This window comes from Acidovorax sp. Root217, assembly GCF_001428645.1.
Classification (GTDB): Bacteria; Pseudomonadota; Gammaproteobacteria; order Burkholderiales; family Burkholderiaceae_C; genus Acidovorax.
Window position 1 is genome coordinate 280,504 of record NZ_LMIH01000023.1, and the last position, 14,546, is coordinate 295,049.

General features: G+C 67.9%; 14 protein-coding genes. 8 read left to right on the forward strand and 6 right to left on the reverse strand.

Annotation, left to right across the window (positions count from 1 at the left end; genetic code table 11):
- Window positions 1-79 precede the first annotated feature (79 nt).
- The 3 genes from ASE31_RS21190 (at window position 80) to ASE31_RS21200 (ending at window position 2,599) form a co-directional block, all read left to right on the forward strand.
- Window positions 80-847 (forward strand): GGDEF domain-containing protein, encoded by a 768-nt coding sequence (locus ASE31_RS21190; RefSeq protein WP_057203757.1) that lies wholly within the window; start codon window positions 80-82, stop codon window positions 845-847.
- A 10-nt stretch (window positions 848-857) separates the two neighbouring features.
- Window positions 858-1,712 carry a MinD/ParA family protein gene (locus ASE31_RS21195; RefSeq protein ID WP_057203758.1) on the forward strand — a complete coding sequence of 285 codons (855 nt, stop codon included), beginning with the start codon at window positions 858-860 and terminating at the stop codon, window positions 1,710-1,712.
- Window positions 1,713-1,852: 140 nt separating this feature from the next.
- Window positions 1,853-2,599, forward strand: coding sequence for a sulfurtransferase (locus ASE31_RS21200; RefSeq protein ID WP_057203759.1), 747 nt, complete (start codon window positions 1,853-1,855; stop codon window positions 2,597-2,599).
- A gap of 3 nt (window positions 2,600-2,602) precedes the next feature.
- Here the strand turns inward: ASE31_RS21200 and ASE31_RS21205 are convergent, their stop codons facing one another.
- The 4 genes from ASE31_RS21205 to ASE31_RS21220 all read right to left on the reverse strand — a co-directional run bounded on the left by ASE31_RS21205 (window position 2,603) and on the right by ASE31_RS21220 (window position 5,513).
- A complete protein-coding gene (locus tag ASE31_RS21205) occupies window positions 2,603-3,502 on the reverse strand; it encodes a pirin family protein (RefSeq protein WP_057203867.1) in 900 nt (299 codons plus the stop codon).
- A 240-nt stretch (window positions 3,503-3,742) separates the two neighbouring features.
- Window positions 3,743-4,294 (reverse strand): flavodoxin family protein, encoded by a 552-nt coding sequence (locus tag ASE31_RS21210; protein WP_057203760.1) that lies wholly within the window; start codon window positions 4,292-4,294, stop codon window positions 3,743-3,745.
- A 51-nt stretch (window positions 4,295-4,345) separates the two neighbouring features.
- Window positions 4,346-4,759, reverse strand: coding sequence for a DoxX family protein (locus tag ASE31_RS21215; RefSeq protein WP_057203761.1), 414 nt, complete (start codon window positions 4,757-4,759; stop codon window positions 4,346-4,348).
- A 52-nt stretch (window positions 4,760-4,811) separates the two neighbouring features.
- Window positions 4,812-5,513, reverse strand: coding sequence for a pirin family protein (locus ASE31_RS21220; protein WP_057203762.1), 702 nt, complete (start codon window positions 5,511-5,513; stop codon window positions 4,812-4,814).
- 105 nt (window positions 5,514-5,618) lie between these two features.
- On the opposite strand from ASE31_RS21220, the gene ASE31_RS21225 reads away from it, so the two are divergent.
- The 5 genes from ASE31_RS21225 (at window position 5,619) to ASE31_RS21245 (ending at window position 10,569) form a co-directional block, all read left to right on the forward strand.
- Window positions 5,619-6,557 carry a LysR family transcriptional regulator gene (locus tag ASE31_RS21225; protein ID WP_057203868.1) on the forward strand — a complete coding sequence of 313 codons (939 nt, stop codon included), beginning with the start codon at window positions 5,619-5,621 and terminating at the stop codon, window positions 6,555-6,557.
- 228 nt (window positions 6,558-6,785) lie between these two features.
- Window positions 6,786-7,790 carry an NAD(P)/FAD-dependent oxidoreductase gene (locus ASE31_RS21230; protein WP_057203869.1) on the forward strand — a complete coding sequence of 335 codons (1,005 nt, stop codon included), beginning with the start codon at window positions 6,786-6,788 and terminating at the stop codon, window positions 7,788-7,790.
- On the forward strand, window positions 7,787-8,728 hold the full coding sequence (gene gluQRS / locus ASE31_RS21235) for a tRNA glutamyl-Q(34) synthetase GluQRS (RefSeq protein ID WP_057203763.1): 942 nt from the start codon (window positions 7,787-7,789) through the stop codon (window positions 8,726-8,728). Before ASE31_RS21230 ends, gluQRS begins: the two co-directional genes overlap by 4 nt.
- Window positions 8,686-9,489 carry a tRNA (guanosine(46)-N7)-methyltransferase TrmB gene (trmB, locus tag ASE31_RS21240; protein ID WP_057203764.1) on the forward strand — a complete coding sequence of 268 codons (804 nt, stop codon included), beginning with the start codon at window positions 8,686-8,688 and terminating at the stop codon, window positions 9,487-9,489. Before gluQRS ends, trmB begins: the two co-directional genes overlap by 43 nt.
- Before the next feature lie 36 nt (window positions 9,490-9,525).
- Window positions 9,526-10,569, forward strand: a complete 1,044-nt coding sequence (locus tag ASE31_RS21245; RefSeq protein WP_057203765.1) for a GGDEF domain-containing protein — start codon at window positions 9,526-9,528, stop codon at window positions 10,567-10,569.
- A gap of 33 nt (window positions 10,570-10,602) precedes the next feature.
- On the opposite strand, the gene ASE31_RS21250 is transcribed toward ASE31_RS21245, so the two are convergent.
- Together ASE31_RS21250 and alaS are read right to left on the reverse strand one after the other, a co-directional pair.
- Window positions 10,603-11,541: a dienelactone hydrolase family protein gene (locus tag ASE31_RS21250; RefSeq protein WP_057203766.1), complete on the reverse strand. Its 939-nt coding sequence runs from the start codon at window positions 11,539-11,541 to the stop codon at window positions 10,603-10,605.
- A gap of 32 nt (window positions 11,542-11,573) precedes the next feature.
- Window positions 11,574-14,207: an alanine--tRNA ligase gene (alaS, locus tag ASE31_RS21255; RefSeq protein ID WP_057203767.1), complete on the reverse strand. Its 2,634-nt coding sequence runs from the start codon at window positions 14,205-14,207 to the stop codon at window positions 11,574-11,576.
- Window positions 14,208-14,546: the final 339 nt, after the last annotated feature.

Below are 14,546 nucleotides of genomic sequence, written 5' to 3' on the forward strand. Positions count from 1 at the left end.
ATCACCCCACGGCCCGCCCAGAAGCTGCGTTTTTGCGCCGTCCCGCTGCTACACTCAACGAACTCTGCCTTATCCATTTGTGTCTGACTCTGCGGCCTCTCATCTCGTAGACCTGCGCGATCTGCGTCTGGACATTGCACACGCCCTCGTGGCGCAGGCGGCCGGCAGCGAAGCCTCCCTGCAACGCGAGGCACCGTCGCGCTACCTCCAGGGCCTGATCGACGGTCTGTGCGAACTCTCCCTCAAGGACCCCCTCACCGGGCTGGCCAACCGTCGGCATTTTCGCGCCGTGCTCGAGCGCGAGATCGACCGCGTGACGCGCTCGGGCGAGGCGGCCCTGCTGCTGATGCTGGACATCGACCACTTCAAGGCGGTCAACGACACCCATGGCCACCTGGCTGGTGACGTGGTGCTGCAGTCGGTGGCGCGCACCCTGAGCGCCTGCGTGCGCCCCATGGACACCCTGGCACGCTACGGCGGCGAGGAGTTCGCGGTGGTGCTGCCCGCCTGCCAGGCCGCGTTTGGCAAGGTGGTTGCAGAACGCATCCGCCGTGCCGTGGCCAACACACCTGTCAGAATCTCGCCCTCCGTGGAACTGAATGTCACGGTGAGCGTTGGCGGGGCCTTCGCCCTGCAATGGATCCGTTCGACCACCCTGCTGTGGACCGACCGGGCCGACCACCAGCTCTACCAGGCCAAATCGTCGGGCCGCAACCGGGTGAGCATCGAAGAGCAGCCCGACAGCACCGTCAGTGCCGAAGAGAAGAGCCTGTTGTTCGGCCCCTTGTACACCCCCTCGGGCTGGGGCGATCTGCCCCCGCTGGACCCAACAGGCAGCGCCAACTGAAAGTTAGAAGATGAGCGACGCGCTGTCCCCCCCACCCACCTCCTCCGACGCCCCACCCTCGCCCGGACGCCCACCCGGCGCGGCGGCCACTGGTGCGCGCATCATTGCCATCACCAGCGGCAAGGGCGGCGTAGGCAAGACCTTCGTGTCGGCCAACCTCGCGGCGGCGCTCACGCGGCGCGGCCAGCGTGTGCTGGTGCTCGACGCCGACCTGGGCCTGGCCAACCTGGACGTGGTGCTCAATCTGCACCCCAAGATCACCCTGCACGACGTGTTCACCGGCAAGGCCTTGCTGGAAGACGCCGTGATCCAGGCGCCCGGCGGCTTCTCGGTGCTGCTGGCCGGCTCGGGCATGGTGGAGTATTCGCGCCTCACGCCCGAGGTGCGCAACCAGTTCCTGAATGTGATCCAGGCACTGGCGCCCAATTACGACGTGATCCTGCTGGACACCGGCGCCGGCATCTCGGACGTGGTGCTGTTCTCGATTTCGCTGGCCTCCGAGGTGCTGATCGTGGCCACGCCCGAGCCCACCTCGCTGACCGACGCCTACGCCGCCATCAAGGTGCTGGCCATGCAGCAAAAGCGCCAGCATGTGCGCATGGTGATCAACCAGGCCGCCCGCCCGGGCGATGGCCGGGCCATCACCAGCCAGCTGCAGCAGGTGCTGGACCGCTTCGTCAGCACCGAGACCGGCCGCGGCGTGCGGCTGATCCACATGGGCGACATCCCGGCCGACCCGTCGGTGCGCGACGCCGTGATGCGCCGCCAGCTGCTGCTGCTCAACACGCCGGGCTGCCCGGCGTCGCTGGCCATCGCCCAGCTGGCCAACAAGATCGAGACCACGCTGCTGGTACCCGCCCCCTGAGGGAACCTGGCGGGCAACCCGCCAGGCTACAGGCCAGGGGCCGGCAGCAGCGCGACAATCAGGCCGTAACCGCGCCCGTCCGGAGAGTCGCCCCCGGCAGAACACTCCTTTCCCAGAACCCGTGTAAACAGGCCATCGCCGTGAACGACGTCCTCAACATCTCCTGCTACCAATTCGTGCCGCTGCCCGATGCGCATGCGTTGCGCGACCTGCTGCACGAGCGCGCCACTGCGGCGCAGCTCAAGGGCACCATCTTGCTGGCCGAGGAAGGCATCAACTTCTTCCTGGCGGGCCCGGCCCAAGCGGTGCGCGGTTTCGTGGATGCGCTGCGCACCGACGCCCGTTTTGCCGACCTGGCGCCCAAGGAGAGCTGGTCGGACACGGTGCCCTTTCGCAAAATGCTGGTCAAGGTCAAGCGCGAGATCATCCGCATGGACCACCCCACCATCCAGCCCTCCACAGGCCGCGCCCCGGCGGTGACGCCGGCCACGCTGCACCGCTGGCTGGCGCAGGGCCACGACGACGAAGGCCGCGAGGTGGTGACGCTCGACACCCGCAACGCCTTCGAGGTCGACCACGGCACATTTGACAACGCCATCGACTGGCGCATCGACAAGTTCACCGAGTTCCCCCCGGCCCTGCGTGCCCACAAGGAGGAACTCGCCGACAAGACGGTGGTGAGCTTTTGCACGGGCGGCATCCGCTGCGAGAAGGCCGCCATCCTCATGCGCGAGGAAGGCCTGCCGCATGTCTACCAGCTCGAAGGCGGCATCCTCAAGTATTTCGAGGAAACCGATGGCGCCCACTACCACGGCGGCTGCTTCGTCTTCGACGAGCGCCGGGTGCTGGCCGCCGACCTGTCCACCGACAAGCCGCAAGAGGCCTGAGGCTCAATCCGCGCGGAAACGGTGCTCCGGCAGCGGGATGAATTCCGTTTCGCCTGGCACCACCTTCATGCGGCCTGCCTCCCAGTCCCCGGCGGCCTGCACGATGCGCTCCTTGCGGCTGGAGACGAAGTTCCACCACATGTGGCGCGGCCCGTCGAGCGCATCGCCACCGATGACCATCAGGCGCACGGCGCTGTCGCCGGCCTGCAGCCGCACGGCCGCCGCCGCAGCACCTGCGGGCAGTACCGCCAGGGTGTGGTCGGGCAAGGGCTCGCCGTCGAGCAGCAGCTCGGCATCCACGGGGTAGAGGGCCATTTCCTGCGCCAGGGCCGCCGGCAATTCCAGCACGCCGCCCGCAGGCAGTTGCACGTCCAGGTACAGCGTGGGCGCATAGGTCGCCACGGGCGAGGTCTGGCCAAAGGCGGTTCCGATCAGCACGCGCACCACCGCATCACCGACCTGCACCTCGGGAATGGCAGCGGCCGGCGTGTGCACGAAGGAGGCATCGACCTCCTCGGCAGCCACCGGCAGCGCGGCCCACAGCTGGATGCCGTGGTTCACATAGGTCGTGTCGGCCAAGCTCTCGGGCCGGCGCTCGGAGTGCACGATGCCGTTGCCGGCCGTCATCCAGTTGATGGCGCCGGGCTCGATCTGCTGCACGTAGCCCAGGTTGTCGCGGTGCATGATGGCGCCGGAGAACAGGTAGGTCACCGTGGCCAGGCCGATGTGCGGATGGGGCCGCACATCGTGCGCCGCGCCGGGCACCACCGACACCGGGCCGAAATGGTCGAAGAAGATGAACGGCCCTACCGAGCGGCACTGCACGGCAGGCAGCAGGCGCCGCACGGTGAAGCCGCCGCCCAGGTCCTTGGCATGGCCGGACAGGCGCAGTGCGCCGCTCATGAGCGTGCTCCAGCGCACGGGGCGCGAAGACGATGGCATGGTTGCATGGGAGGCTCCTGTAGTCGTGGGGTTGGAATCAGTTCTTCATTGCGCTATGCGCCAGCTGCGACGCATGAAACTGGCACGGCCAAGGCCAGTGCCCCCGCGCAAGGGCCGCCCCGCCGCGCTGGGGGCGTCCCCCTCCCGGCTCGCGCAGCGAGACGAGAGAGGGGGAAGGCGCGAAGCGACACAGGGGGTGCTTCACTTAAAGCGTGCAGCCATCTCGGCCACACGCTGTCCCAGGAAACGGGCTGTGTCCAGGTCGCCCGGCGCCATCTCGCCGGCCGAAGCGTCGGAAGGTGATTGCGCCATGGCACCACTGTAAGCGCCCAGCCAGTTCACGTCGTTGCGCGTGGCGGCCTTGGAGTTCGATGGCAGCACGCCCGCCCCCACCCACAGGCCGCCATGCTGCATGGCCAGGTGGAACAGGTAGTCGAGCGTGATCTGCTTGTCGCCATTGGTGGCGGCGCTGTTGGTGAAGCCGGCGAACAGCTTGTTCTTCCAGGCCTGGCTGAACCAGGGCTTGGACGATGCGTCGGCAAAGCGCTTGAATTGCCAGCTGGGCCCGGCCATATAGGTCGGTGAGCCGAAGATGATGGCGCTGGCGGCGGCCAGGGTTTCCCAGCCGCCTTCGGGCAGGCTGCCGTCCGCATCGATGGCGATCAGCTGCGCACCCGCGCCATCAGCCACGGCCTGGGCCATGCGCTGGGTATGGCCGTAGCCCGAGTGGTAGACGACAGCGATCTGCAGCATGCGGCGGTTCCTTGCAACGTTAAAACGCCATCATGCCGCAGGATGGCGACTTCAGTGGGAAGAACGGCGTGCGTCCACGCTCCAGCCACCGGCGCCGAAGGCCGCCAGGGCCAGCAGGCCGCCGGTCACGCCCACGTTCTTGAAGAACATCAGCTGCTGCATCATCTGCTTGTCGGCCGGCAGTGCCCAGTAGGCATGGAAGAAGAAGCTGGCGACCAGCGTGAAGAACGCCAGGGCCAGTGCGGCAAACCGGGTACCGAAGCCGAAGACCAGCGCCAGGCCACCCAGCACTTCCACAGCGGCGGCCAGGCCTGCCGCTACGGTGGGCATGGGCATGCCCACGGAGGCGATGTAGCCCACGGTGCCGGCAAAGCCGGTGAGCTTGCCGATGCCGGCAGGCAGGAACAGGGCAGCCAGCAGCAGGCGCGAAGCCAGGGCCAGGGGGTTTTGCAGGGAATTGAACATGGTGGACTCCTTCAGGTAACAGGTAAAGAACAGGGGGCGGAAAAAAATTAGGTCAAGGGGCCAGATCGAACACCAGCACTTCGGCATCGCGGCCTTCGGCCAGTGCCAGGGCCGTTTCCTTCTCGATCAGCGCGGCATCACCGGCCGACAGCGCCTGCCCGTTGACCTGCAGCGCGCCGCGCACCAGGTGCACATAGGTCTTGCGGGCCGGGTCGAGCGCCAGGGTGGCCGACTCACCGCCGTCGAACAGGCCGGCGTAGATCGTGGCGTCGGCGTGCACGGTCACGGAGCCATCGGCCCCGTCGGGCGAGGCCACCCGGCGCAGCGTGCCGCGCTTTTCGGCATCGGTAAAGGCCTTTTGCTCATAGCCGGGTGCAATGCCCTGCACGTCGGGCAGCAGCCAGATCTGCAGGAAATGCGTGGTCTGACCCTCTGCATGGTTGAACTCGCTGTGCTGCACCCCCGTGCCCGCGCTCATGCGCTGCACGTCGCCGGGCGGGATGCCCTTGATGTTGCCCATGCTGTCCTTGTGGGCCAGTTCGCCCGACAGCACGTAGCTGATGATCTCCATGTCGCGGTGGCCATGGGTGCCAAAGCCCATGCCTGCGGCGATGCGGTCTTCGTTGATCACGCGCAGGTTGCCAAAACCCATGTGCTCGGGATCGTGGTAGCCGGCGAACGAAAAGCTGTGGTACGAATGCAGCCAGCCATGGTCGGCGTAGCCGCGGTCTTGGGATTTGCGAACAGTCAGCATGGTGTGTAGCCCTTTCAAGACGCAACTTTAGGCCTGTGCTCCCTGTTCCGGGCGCTGGCACATTGATGGCATGATTCAAAAAAATTGAATTACTATGGCGCCACCATGCAAAACCCACGCGATGTGCTGACCCCTGACAGCCTGGCCATGCTGCAGGTGATTGCCGAGGCCGGCAGCTTTGCCGCCGCAGCGCGCCAGTTGGGCCTGGTGCCCAGCGCGCTGACCTACCGCGTGCGCCAGATCGAGGATGCGCTGGACGTGCTGCTCTTTGACCGCAGCGCGCGCCAGGCCCGCCCCACAGAGGCCGGCGTGGAGCTGCTGCGCGAGGGCGCGCGGCTGCTGCAGGACATCGACGCCGTGGCCCACCGCGTGCGCCGCGTGGCCACGGGCTGGGAGCCGCAGCTCACGATCTCGGTCGATGGTGCCATTTCGCCGCACACCATGATGGAGCTGGTGGATGCGTTCTACGCCATGGCGCCTCCCACCCGCCTGAAGCTGCGCGACGGCATCATGACCGGCACGCTGGAGGCCCTGACCTCGGGCCGGGCGGACTTGGCCATCGGCGTCACCATTGCAGGCTCCAGCGTGGCCGGCCTGCAGCAGGCCACGCTGGGCGACCTGCTGTTCATCTACGTCGTGGCGCCGCACCATGCACTGGCCTCGGTGCCCGAGCCCATCACCGACGCCACCCTGCTGCAGCACCGCGCCGTGGCGGTGGCCGACTCGGCCCTGCGCGGCGGCGCCACCATGGGCCTGCTGGGCGGGCAGGACGTGCTCACGGTGGACACCATGCAGGCCAAGGTGCGCGCCCAGTTGCGCGGCCTGGGCGGCGGCTTTCTGCCCGAGCCCATGGTGCGCCCCTACCTCGAAGCCGGGCGGCTGGTGACACGCAAGGTGGCGCGGCCCGAACGCCGCGTGCCCATCCACTACGCCTGGGGCGGCCCGGGCTTCACCGCGCCCGGCCGCGCGCTGCAGTGGTGGCTCAACCAGCTGCAAAGCCCCACCACGCGCCGCGCACTGCTGGAAAACCACCATCATTTCTGATGCGCAGCCCTGCGTGGGGCGTGTAGAGTGGTCGGTGTCGGAGTTTTCCTGCCAACCGTTCCCGAAAGGCCTCCCATGAGCAAACCTGTTTCTCGCCCTGCCAAACGGCCTCGACGCCCTGCACCCAGCCCTGTGGCTGCTGCGGCGACCACGACGACAAGCCCCTCCACCCGCAAAACCGCCGGCAGTGCCAAGGCACCCCGGCATTTCGCCATCATCGGCGCCGGCATGGCCGGCATTGCCTGCGCCCGCACCCTGGTGCAGGCGGGCCACCAGGTCACCGTCTTCGAAAAATCCTCCGCCGCCGGCGGACGCACGGCCACCATCGACTCACCCTTTGGCGGCTTCGATGCCGGCGTGCAGTACTTCACCGTGCGCGATGCGCGTTTTGCGCGCGCCATCGACACCGTGCCCGGCGTGTGCAAGCGCTGGAGCGCCAATTCCGTGCGCGTGCTGGACGCTGCTGGCCGCGTGACCGCCGCCGGCCTGCCCACGCGCGAAGCGCACTGGGTCGCCAGCCCCGGCATGCAGTCGCTGGTGGCCACCTGGGCCGAACCGCTGGCCCAGGCCGGCCGGCTGATCACCGACACTTGCGTCACGCGCATCGAGCATGACGCCTTGAACGCCCCCGGCTGGCAACTGCGCACCGAAGGGCCCGACGGCGGCCACCACGTGTACGCCGGCTTCGACGCCGTGCTGCTGGCCCAGCCGGCCACGCCCGCGCAGGCCCTGCTGTCCACCTCGGCCATCGACAGCAGCCTGTCAGCGGCCCTGTCCAGCGTTGCCATCGCCCCCTGCTGGACATTGATGCTGGCCTACCCGCAGGCCGTGCGCCCGGGCCTGACCACCCTGGGCCCGCAATGGAATGCCGCACGCAGCACGCACCACCGCATCGCCTGGCTGGCGCGCGAATCCTCCAAGCCCGGCCGCCCCAGCGTGGAGCGCTGGACCGTGCAGGCCAGCCCCGCCTGGTCTGCCGAGCACCTTGAAGACGACGCCGAGCGCGTGCAGGCCAAGCTGATCAAGGCCTTTGCCGAGGTGACCGGCATCCGCGCACAACCCGCGCACGCCCAGACCCAGCGCTGGCGCTATGCCCAGACCACCCACCCCCTGGGCCGCAGCCACCTATGGGACGCCCAGTTGGGCCTGGGTGCCTGCGGCGACTGGTGCCTGGGCCACCGCCTGGAAGATGCCTTCGTGTCCGGACTGGAGCTGGCACTCGCCGTGGCATGAAAGAAGGCGAGGACCCTGTGCAGGGCCCCGGGTCCGGCTACATCGGCCGTTTTGCGCCGTCGCCGACAGGGCCCCTGCATGCAGGCTCTCTGGTGGCCGCCCTGGCCAGTTGGCTCGACGCCCGCGCCTTCAACGGAGGGCGTGGCGGTCGCTGGCTGGTGCGCATCGAGGACGTGGACACCCCGCGCTGCATCCCGGGTGCAGGCGAAATCATCCTGCAGCAGTTGGCCGCCTGCGGCCTGGTGCCCGACGAGCCGCCGCTGTGGCAGTCCGCGCGCGGTGCCTTCTACCAGCAGGCACTGGATCGCCTGGTGGCCGAAGGCGCGGCCTACCCCTGCGCCTGCTCGCGCAAGGACATCGAGGAGGCGCAGCTCGCCCTCGGCCATGCGCGCGAGCGGCATGCGGCCCTGCCCTATCCTGGCACCTGCCGCCATGGCCTGAATGGGCGGGGCGGCCGGTCCTGGCGGTTTCGGGTGCCCGAAGGCCTCTTGCCCACGCGCTGGAGCGACAGGCGCCTGGGTGAACAGCAGCAAGAGGTGGCGGCCGAGATCGGCGACTTCGTGCTGCGCCGCGCCGACGGCCTGTGGGCCTATCAATTGGCCGTGGTGGTGGATGACGCGGCCCAGGGCATTACCCACATCGTTCGTGGGGAGGATCTGGCCGACAACACCCCGCGCCAGATCCTGCTGCAGCGCGCCCTCGGCGCGCCCACGCCGCAGTACCTGCACACCCCCCTGGTGCGTGGCGACAACGGGGAGAAACTCTCCAAGCAGAACGGTGCCCAGGCCCTGGACCTGCACGATCCCCTGCAGGCGCTGGCCCAGGCGGCACAGGCCCTGGGGCTGCCCGCGCTGGCACATCCACACAACACTTGCACGGGGGATGCGCTGGCGCAATGGGCCAATGCGTGGTTCAGAAACTACAATGGCCCATCGTGACCGAACTGCCAATCCTTTCCCCCGCCCCCGACAGTGCGGCACCCGCCGCCAGGCCCCCCCAAGCCGGCAACACCGCGCCCGCTGGCGTTGCCCACCCCAAGACCATCAAGAGCTTTGTGCGCCGCGCAGGGCGCACCACCACGGGCCAGGCCAAGGCCTTCGAAGACCTGGGCCCGCGCTTCGTGCTGCCCTACACCGCCGCCCTGCTCGACGCCCCCGCCGCCTTCGGCCGCACGGCCCCGCTGATCCTGGAGATCGGCTTCGGCATGGGCGAAGCCACGGCCCATATTGCGCGCGTGCGCCCCGACGACAACTTCCTGTGCTGCGAGGTGCACGAGCCCGGCGTGGGTGCCCTGCTCAAGCGCATCGGCGAGAAGGAGATCGGCAACATCCGCATCCTGCAGCACGATGCCGTCGAGGTCATAGACCACATGCTGGCCCCGGCCAGCCTCGATGGCGTGCACATCTTCTTTCCCGATCCCTGGCACAAGACCAAGCACAACAAGCGCCGGCTGATCCAGTCGCCGCTAGTCGCCAAGCTGGCCGCCCGGCTCAAGCCCGGCGGCTACCTGCACTGCGCCACCGACTGGCAACCCTACGCCGAACAGATGCTGCAGGTGCTGGGTGCCGAGCCCCTGCTGGCCAACACCGCCGACGGCTTTGCGCCGCAGCCGGACTACCGCCCACTGACCAAGTTCGAGAACCGCGGCCTGCGCCTCGGGCATGGTGTGTGGGATATTGTGTTTGTGCGGCGCAATTAGCGCCCCCTCCACCGGACGACCGCCATCACCGCGCCTATGAAGCCCATCCTGCAACACCTGGTTGAAATGACCGGCCACCGCGACCACCTGCGGCTGGAGGTGTCGGTGCTCTCCACCCTGCAAAAACTCAGCGGCATCAAGGCGGTCCGGGCGCTGGAGCTGTTCACAGACAAGGGCGTGGCCCATGTGCGCCCACGCACCTGGGTGGAGGACGGGCAACTGGTCTCCACCGACTCCGAGGCTGCCGCCGACCCCCGGCGCGAACTGCTGGAGCAGTACCCCGAGCTGTGCGAATGCGTGAAGAGCCAGGGCGACAGCGCGCTTTCGCACCGCCCTGGGCGCCATACGCTGTGGCTGCCGGTATGGATGCACGAGAAGGTCAGCACCTGCCTGGAGATCACGCAGTCGCGCCCGTTCTCGGCCCACAAGCTCGAAGTCATCAAGGGCGTGTTCCTGGTCTACCAGAACTACCAGAACCTGCTGGACTACAGCGAACGCGACGCGCTGACCGGCCTGTTCAACCGCAAGACCTTCGACGAGCAGTTCTCCCGCACCGCCAGCGGCCTGAGCAGCAATCGACCCCAGAGCGCCGAAGCGCTGGTCACAGAAGAAGTGGCCTCCGAAAGCGAGCCCGCGCAGAACTGGCTGGCCGTGGTGGACATCGACCACTTCAAACTGGTCAACGACCGCTTCGGCCACCTCTACGGCGATGAGGTGCTGATCCTGATCGCCAACATCCTGCGCACCTCGTTCCGCTCGCACGACCGCATCTTCCGCTTTGGTGGCGAGGAGTTCGTGGTGCTGCTGCGCAACATCACGCTGGCACGGGCGCACAAGGTGTTCAACCGCTTCCGCGAGACCGTGCAGGAGTACGACTTTCCGCAGGTGGGCCGCGTGACGGTGAGCCTGGGTTTCGTCGGCACCTCGCGTGGCTCCCCGGTCGAAATCCTGGGCCAGGCCGATCAGGCGCTCTACTACGCCAAGGAGCACGGCCGCAACCAGGTCTGCTTCTACGAAGACCTGATTGCCGGCGGGCACCTCACGGCCAAGGTCTCCAACGACGATGTAGAGCTGTTCTGACCCGCCGAGGGCCTACCGCAGGCCTTCTGCTGGTCAGCGGCTGAACGCCTTGCCCAGGGCGGCCAGCAGCTCCTTGCGCGACTGCTCGCGCGCCACCGGGTGGCCACCCACATGCACGCCCTGCCCCGGGTACACGCCGTTGGGCACGTCGGTGCGCAGGCGCAAGGGTACGGTGCCATCGAAGCCATGGTAGGCGCCCTCGTAGGCCACCACCCGCACCTCGCGGCTGCCCGGGGTATCGTCGCGTGGTGTGCCGCGCGGCGCCGCCAGGGCCTGGCAGGGTGCGGCCGGTGTCCAGTCGTCCGCCTTGCCGACGAGCATCAGCGTATCGGCCGCCGGCCTATAGCCGCCGCGCAGGTCGGAGCCACAGCCGGGGTAGAACGCCACGGCAAGGCGGGGCAGCACCTTCGCCGCCGCCACGTCGGCATGGCGCAGGTTGCTGGCGGCCAGCACGGCACTGCCGCCGTGCGACCAGCCCAGCAGCGCCAACCGCTGGCCGTCCACGCCCGGCTGGGCGGCCAGCCACTGCAGGGCGGCCAGCGCATCGCGGCGGCGGTCGTTCTGGTTGATCTTGCGCGTGCCCACGCGCTGGGTGCACAGCTCCTTTTCGCCGCGCGGTGTCAGCGAATCCACGGCCAGGGCATGCCAGCCCTGCTGGTTGAGCAGGTCCGCATACTCGCGCATGCGCTCTGCCGGCTGGCCGCGCCGGTTGAGCATGCCGCCGCAGCCGTGTAGCAGGATCACGGCAGGCAGGGGCCTGGTGTCCTTGCCCGTGGCCGGGGCCAGTGCGGCGGGCGGGCGGTACCACCAGGCCTGCAGGGTCACCGAGCCACCCGACTCACCGGCAGGCGCCTGGAACTGCACGCGCTCCACAGCATCCGACGGGGCGCCTGCGGCACAGGCCACCCATAGCCCCAAAGCCATGGCGAGCAGGCAGCGGCCCGGTTTGGGGATCAGTCCAGGCAGGTCCATCGGGTGTACCTTCCTGTACCTACCGCTTAGCCTCAGGCGCGCTCGCGCACCCAGGCCTCGACGCTGGCCAGCGCGGCAGGCAGGCCCGCCGCATTGGTGCCACCGGCCATGGCCATGTCGGGCTTGCCGCCGCCCTTACCGCCAACCTGCTGGGCCACGAAGTTGACCAGCTCGCCGGCCTTGACCTTGCCGATGCTGTCGGCCGTCACGCCCGCAGCGATCTGCACCTTGTCGCCATCGACGGCGGCCAGCACGATGGCGGCGGTCTTGAGCTTGTCCTTGAGCTTGTCCATGGTGTCGCGCAGGGTTTTCGCGTCGGCACCGGGCAAGGCCGCGGCCAGCACCTTGATGCCGTTCACGTCCACCGCCTGGCCCACCAGCTCGTCGCCCTGGCTCGATGCCAGCTTGCCCTTGAGCGCTGCGATTTCCTTTTCCAGGGCCTTCACGCTGTCCAGGGTCTGGCCGATGCGGTGGTTGAGCTCGGCCACCGGGGTCTTGAAAGTGCCGGCCGCCTGGTTCACCGTGTCTTCGAGCTGCTGCAGGTAGGACAGTGCGTTGGTGCCGGTCACCGCCTCGATGCGGCGCACGCCTGCGGCCACGCCGCCTTCGGCCACCACCTTGAACAGGCCGATGTCGCCCGTGCGCTGCACATGCGTGCCGCCGCACAGCTCGCGGCTGGTGCCGATGTCGAGCACGCGCACGGTTTCGCCGTATTTCTCGCCAAAGAGCATCATGGCGCCGGTCTTCTGGGCCGATTCGATGTCCATCACGCGCGCCTGCGTGGGCACGTTGGCCAGCACCTCCTCGTTCACCAGGCGCTCGATCTCGCGCACCTGGGCATCGGTCACGGGGGCGTTGTGGGCAAAGTCGAAGCGCGTGCGCTCGGCGTTCACCAGGCTGCCCTTTTGCTGCACATGCGTGCCCAGCACTTCGCGCAGGGCCTTGTGCATCAGGTGGGTGGCCGAGTGGTTGCGCACCGTGGCGGCGCGCACGGCTGTGTTGACCTCGGCCTGCACGGTGTCGCCCACGTTCAGCGTGCCCTCTTCGAGCGTGCCGTGGTGGCCGTACACATCGGCCTTGACCTTGAGCGTGTCACCCACCGCAAAGCGGGCAGAGCCGCTGGTGATGGTGCCTTCGTCACCCACCTGGCCGCCGCTTTCGGCGTAGAAGGGGGTGGTGTCGAGCACCACCACGCCGTTCTGGCCTGCCTTGAGGGCTGCGCTGCTGGTGCCATCGACGTAGATGGCGGTGATCTTGGCCGTTTCGGCCAGTTGCTCGTAGCCCGTGAAGCGGTTCACATCGCCGGTGTACTCCAGCGCCTTGTCCATCTTGAACTTGCCGGCGGCGCGGGCCTGGGCCTTTTGCTTTTCCATGGCGACCTTGAAGCCGGCCTCGTCCACCTCGACGTCGCGCTCGCGGCAGACGTCATTGGTCAGATCCAGCGGAAAGCCGTAGGTGTCGTGCAGCTTGAAGGCCACGTCGCCGGGCAGCACCTTGGCATCGCCTGCCAGGGCCGTGTCCAGGATTTCCATGCCGTTGGCCAGGGTCTCGAAGAAGCGCTCTTCTTCCGCTTTCAGCACCTCGGTGATGCGCTGCTCCTGCTCACGCAGCTTGGGGTAGGCGTCGCCCATCACGCGCACCAGTTCGGCCACCAGCTTGTGGAAGAACGGAGTCTTCTTGCCCAGCTTGTAGCCGTGGCGGATGGCGCGGCGCACGATGCGGCGCTGCACGTAGCCGCGGCCTTCGTTGCTGGGGATCACACCGTCGCTCACCAGGAAGGCGGTGGCGCGGATGTGGTCGGCGATCACGCGCAGGCTCTTGTTGTTCAGGTCGGCCACGCCGGTCTCACGGCCGGCGGCCTTGATCAGCGCGTCGAAGAGGTCGATCTCGTAGTTGCTGTGTACATGCTGCAGGATGGCGGCCAGGCGCTCCAGGCCCATGCCGGTGTCCACGCAGGGCGCGGGCAGCGGGCTGACCGAGCCGTCTTCGGCCATGTCGAACTGCATGAACACGTTGTTCCAGATCTCGATGAAGCGGTCGCCGTCTTCATCGGGGCTGCCTGGGGGGCCGCCGGGGATGTGGTCGCCGTGGTCGTAGAAGATCTCGCTGCAGGGGCCGCAGGGGCCGGTGTCGGCCATCATCCAGAAGTTGTCGGACTTGTAGCGGCCGCCCTTGTTGTCGCCGATGCGGATCACGCGCTCGGGCGGCAGGCCGATCTCCTTGGTCCAGATGTCGTAGGCCTCGTCGTCCTCCTGGTACACGGTGGCCAGCAGGCGCTCCGGGGGCAGCTTGTACACGGTGGTCAGCAGTTCCCAGGCCCAATGCAGCGACTCGCGCTTGAAGTAGTCGCCAAAGCTCCAGTTGCCCAGCATCTCGAAGAAGGTGTGGTGGCGCGCGGTGTAGCCCACATTCTCCAGGTCGTTGTGCTTGCCGCCGGCGCGCAGGCAGGCCTGCACCGACACCGCGCGGTTGTAAGGGCGCTTGTCCGTGCCCAGGAACACGTCCTTGAACTGCACCATGCCGGAGTTGGTGAACATCAGCGTCGGGTCGTTGCCCGGCACCAGCGAGCTCGAGGGCACGATGGTGTGGCCCTTGGAGGCGAAAAAGTCCAGAAAGGACTTGCGGATGTCTGCAACCGAGATCGAAGGCGTGGTGTTGTTGGTCATGGGCGAAAAGGGGCAACGGGCCTGGAACGAATGGTGGGCCGCTCGCGCAGGGCGCGGCAACCCCATTTTTGGAGATAACCACAGATTCTATCGAGGCAGCAAGCTGAAACGGCTTGCGGCCTCTAGAGACACTGCACTTGACTGTCCCGAACGCGGCTGGCAAGGGCCTCGAAGCAGCATCGCAAGGGCGTTGCGGGTCTGGGATCCCTTCGCATCCGCCCCGCACCAAAGTCATGCCCCGTTGCGGTGCCCAGCGCCCAACAACGATGCACGAAGGCCCCCTGGCAGGCTTCTTCAGCCCCCGAACGCCCGGATGCAGCCCATCCAAGCGCAAATTCG